2 protein-coding genes are annotated in these 2,889 nt (G+C 67.1%); one reads left to right on the top strand and one right to left on the bottom strand.

The window, feature by feature from the left end; translation table 11 throughout:
- Window positions 1–1,386, top strand: a 1,386-nt coding sequence (locus DSP71_RS23780) for a DNA gyrase subunit A (RefSeq protein ID WP_309472620.1), incomplete at its 5' end; no start/stop codon positions are given.
- 83 nt (window positions 1,387–1,469) lie between these two features.
- On the opposite strand, the gene DSP71_RS12640 is transcribed toward DSP71_RS23780, so the two are convergent.
- A partial coding sequence (locus DSP71_RS12640; protein WP_258546426.1) for a toprim domain-containing protein occupies window positions 1,470–2,889 on the bottom strand: 1,420 nt, incomplete at its 5' end.

The following is a 2,889-nucleotide window of genomic DNA, read 5'->3' as shown; positions in this document are numbered from 1 at the left end:
AAGGAGATGCTGAGCGTCTACGTCGGTCACCGTCTCGAGGTCATCACCCGCCGCAGCCGATACCGTCTGAAGCGGCGCGAGGAGCGTCTGCACCTGGTGGAGGGTCTGCTCATCGCGATCCTCGACATCGACGAGGTCATCCAGGTCATCCGCTCCTCCGATGACTCGGAGCAGGCCCGCACGCGGCTGCGCTCCGTCTTCGATCTGAGCGAGCTCCAGGCGGAGTACATCCTCGAGTTGCGCCTGCGCCGTCTGACCAAGTTCTCGCGTATCGAGCTGGAGTCCGAACGCGATGCGTTGCTGGCGGAGATCGCCGCACTGCGGGAACTGCTCGACAGCCCGACCCTGCTCCGCGCCGCGGTCGCCAAGGAGCTCGACGCCGCAGCCGATGCATACGGAACACCGCGGCGCACACTCCTGATGAACGCGGCTCCGCCCAAGCCCCGAGCGACCAAGGGTGCGGTCGATCTGCAGATCGCCGATGCGCCCACCGTGCTCGTGCTCTCGACCACGGGACGTACCGTCCGCGTCGACCTCGGCGAGGGCCAGGAACTCACCGTCCCTGCACGTCGCAGCAAGCACGATGCGATCCTGACCACCGTCGAGACCACCGTCCGCGCCGAGATCGGGGCTCTGACCAACCTCGGTCGCGTCGTCCGCTTCTCCCCCGTCGACCTCCCGTCCGTGCCGGCGACGTCGGTGCAGCTCGCCGCCGGTACTCCCCTGCGCGACTACCTCGGCATCACGACCAAGGGCGAGCGCGTTCTGGGTTTCGTGCGTTTCGACAGCGAGACTCCGATCGCGCTCGGCACCGCTCAGGGCACGGTCAAGCGCATCGTCCCTTCCAGCCTCCCGGTGCGTCCTGACCTCGAGGTCATCGGCCTGAAACCGGGCGATTCGGTGGTCGGGGCGGCAGAGGCACCGGACGACGCGGAGCTGGTCTTCGTCACGACCGACGCGCAGCTGCTGCACTTCCCGGCTTCCGCTGTGCGCCCGCAAGGCGCCCCGGCGGGCGGAATGGCCGGGGTCAAGCTCGGCTCCGGCGCATCAGTGCTCTTCTTCGGCGTCGTCGATCCGGCCGCGGAATCCGTCGTCGCCACGGTATCCGGAGGTGACAGCGCTCTTCCCGGCACAGAGCCCGGGCGCGCCAAGGTGTCGTCCTTCGCGGAGTATCCAGCCAAGGGGCGTGCCACCGGAGGCGTACGCGCCCATGCGTTCTTGAAGGGTGAGGACCGACTGACGGTCGCATGGGTCGGACCCAACCCGCCGCTCGCCGTCGATCCGACAGGCGCGGTCCGCAAGCTTCCGGAGAACGGAGCACGCCGCGACGCGTCCGGCCAGCCCGTCGAAGGTGTCATCGGCAGTATCGGCCGCACACTGGTCTGAGCACAGGCGAGCGGTCCGACCGCGTGAGAGCGAAAGGAAGCCGGCCCGGTCTGCACCGGGCCGGCTTTCTTTCGTCTGACGTCTCAGGCGTCGATCGACTCGCGCGACAATCGGTCGGAGGAGTCGATGATGAACTCGCGGCGCGGAGCCACCTCGTTCCCCATGAGGAGCTCGAACACGCGCCCGGCGGCTTCCGCGTCCTCCATCCGCACGCGACGCAGCAGACGACCCGACCTGTCCATGGTGGTGTTCGCCAGCTGCTCGGCGTCCATCTCTCCGAGGCCCTTGTAGCGCTGGATCGGCTCGTGCCAGCGCTTGCCCGCCTTGCGGAGCTTCGCCAACAACGCGTGCATCTCCTGCTCGCTGTACGTGTAGATCGTCTCGTTCGGTTTCGACCCCGGATTGATCACGATGATCCGGTGCAGAGGCGGCACGGCTGCGAACACGCGACCATGCTCGATCAACGGCCGCATGTAGCGGAAGAACAGGGTCAGCAGCAGGGTGCGGATGTGCGCGCCGTCGACATCGGCGTCGCTCATGAGGATGATCTTGCCGTAGCGGGCTGCGTCGATGTCGAACGTCCGACCGGAGCCTGCACCGATCACCTGGATGATCGACGCGCACTCGGTGTTCGAGAGCATGTCGCCCACGGATGCCTTCTGCACGTTGAGGATCTTGCCCCGGATGGGCAGCAGCGCCTGGAACTCGCTGTTGCGCGCGTTCTTCGCGGTGCCGAGGGCCGAGTCGCCCTCCACGATGAAGAGCTCGCTGCGTTCGACGTCGTTCGTGCGGCAGTCGACGAGCTTCGTCGGAAGAGTCGAGGACTCGAGCGCGTTCTTACGGCGCTGGGTCTCCTTGTGCGCGCGCGCCGAGACGCGGGCCTTCATCTCCGAGACGACCTTGTCGAGCAGCTGCGACGCCTGGATCTTGTCGTCGCGCTTGGTCGAGCCGAAGCGCTCAGCCAGGTCCTTGCGGAGCACCTGAGCCACGATCTGCCGCACGGCGGGGGTTCCGAGGATCTCCTTCGTCTGACCCTCGAACTGCGGTTCGGGCACGTTCACCGTGAGGACGGCCGTCAGCCCGGCGAGCACATCGTCCTTCTCGAGCTTGTCGTTGCCGACCTTCAGACGTCGGGCGTTCTGCTCCACCTGCGCGCGGAGCACCTTGAGCAGCTCCTGCTCGAAGCCCTGCTGGTGCGTGCCGCCCTTCGGCGTGGAGATGATGTTGACGAACGAGCGGATCTTGGTGTCGTAGCCGGTCCCCCACCGCAGCGCGATGTCGACGGCGCACACCCGCTCCACCTCGGTCGCGACCATGTGCCCGTCCGGCTGCAGGACGGGCACGGTCTCCTTGAACGTGCCCTCTCCCTGAATGCGCCAGTTGTCCGTGATCGGCGGGTCGATCGCGAGGTAGTCGACGAATTCGGAGATTCCGCCCTCGTACAGGTAGGAGGTCTCGGTGGGTCCGAGAGTGGTCGTCTCGCCATCGGAGTCGGGCACGGGG

The sequence above is a fragment of the Microbacterium sp. H6 genome (genome assembly GCF_003314775.1).
GTDB lineage: Bacteria > Actinomycetota > Actinomycetes > Actinomycetales > Microbacteriaceae > Microbacterium > Microbacterium oxydans.
The sequence above is the reverse complement of the archived record's forward strand: the minus strand, read 5'-3'. Positions and strand labels throughout refer to the sequence as shown.